The organism is Mesorhizobium sp. M7A.F.Ca.US.014.04.1.1, assembly GCF_003998745.1.
Classification (GTDB): Bacteria; Pseudomonadota; Alphaproteobacteria; order Rhizobiales; family Rhizobiaceae; genus Mesorhizobium; species Mesorhizobium ciceri.
This window is the reverse complement of sequence record NZ_RZRW01001165.1, coordinates 1-935: the sequence shown is the minus strand read 5'-3', so window position 1 is coordinate 935 and position 935 is coordinate 1. Positions and strand designations below refer to the sequence as shown.

Here is a 935-nt window from a genome sequence, read left to right as displayed (position 1 = left end):
CCGCCATGTTTTCTTGGCAGATGATCGAGTGCGTTCTGGTAAATGCGCATGCCACCGGCCTCCGTTATGGCCTGACGATTCGTCCCATCAAGCTGGTCGTTTGTGCCCTCATGCGAGGAGGAAGTCCTTCCAGGCCGAGCGGGTCAGGCAACACCGGAGTATTTTTTCATTACCCTTGCTGCTCGCACGAGTGACGACCAATCAGCTCCCATAGTGGCGACGAGGTCACTAGCTTCTTCGCTGGAAATGCCGGTGCGGGCGGCGAGCTTCTTCGCAAGCAAATCGAAAGCCAGTTCGACTATCGTCATCGTTCAGCCCTTTCGCTAAGCTCTCCAATACCCTCTCGGAGGGTCTCTCGCATTAGCCCATGTTAATGAGGCGAGAAGCAATTTCCTTCACCTCGTGGGCGGCACGACCTATCTCGAATTCTGCAACACACGCAGCGCGCCTGGCGCGCTGCTGTCGCTTCAGATGATGCACAAGAGCGAGAACGGTCGCCGCTCACACTTCATCACCGCCAATTTTCAGATCGCCGACGGCCCGGCTGCCGACGAGATCGTCGTGGCCATCGGTGCTGCGGACGGCGGCTGGGTCGGCATGCGTCAGGAAGGCAGTCGCCGATTGACGGGAACAATTTAGCGAACAGTAAATTCAACGGTCTTCTGGTAGGAGGCAAAAGTGTCCCAGCGAAGCGTCGACAAAGACCGATTGGAGCGCGCAGACCGCGAGGCAAAAGTTGCTAACGCGGCCGAGAGAGAGGCGCGTTATTTGAAAACTGCGCGACTTCGAGAACAACGCCTTGCTGCCGAAGCCAAGGGTCCCCAGGCTTCGAAGAAAGGCCGATCCAGGAGCTAAGGCGCTAAGGCGCTTAGCCGCCGAGGCTGGCCGTGAGACAGCGACGCCCTTCTGATGGAACATACACCACGCTAATAGAT

Annotated in this window: 1 protein-coding gene and 1 pseudogene; one reads left to right on the top strand and one right to left on the bottom strand. The window is 57.8% G+C overall.

Annotation, left to right across the window (positions count from 1 at the left end; genetic code table 11):
• Positions 1–143: 143 nt before the first annotated feature.
• Positions 144–308: a hypothetical protein gene (locus tag EOA22_RS37905; protein WP_164752019.1), complete on the bottom strand. Its 165-nt coding sequence runs from the start codon at positions 306–308 to the stop codon at positions 144–146.
• Between the two features lie 61 nt (positions 309–369).
• Here EOA22_RS37905 and EOA22_RS35315 point away from each other — a divergent pair.
• Positions 370–588 (top strand): annotated as a pseudogene (locus tag EOA22_RS35315) (amino acid synthesis family protein); the annotation flags it as partial.
• Positions 589–935: the final 347 nt, after the last annotated feature.

Coding starts and splice junctions, on each gene's coding strand:
- EOA22_RS37905 (WP_164752019.1), bottom strand. CDS start 308: ATGACGATAGTCGAACTGGCTTTCGATTTGCTTGCGAAGAAGCTCGCC.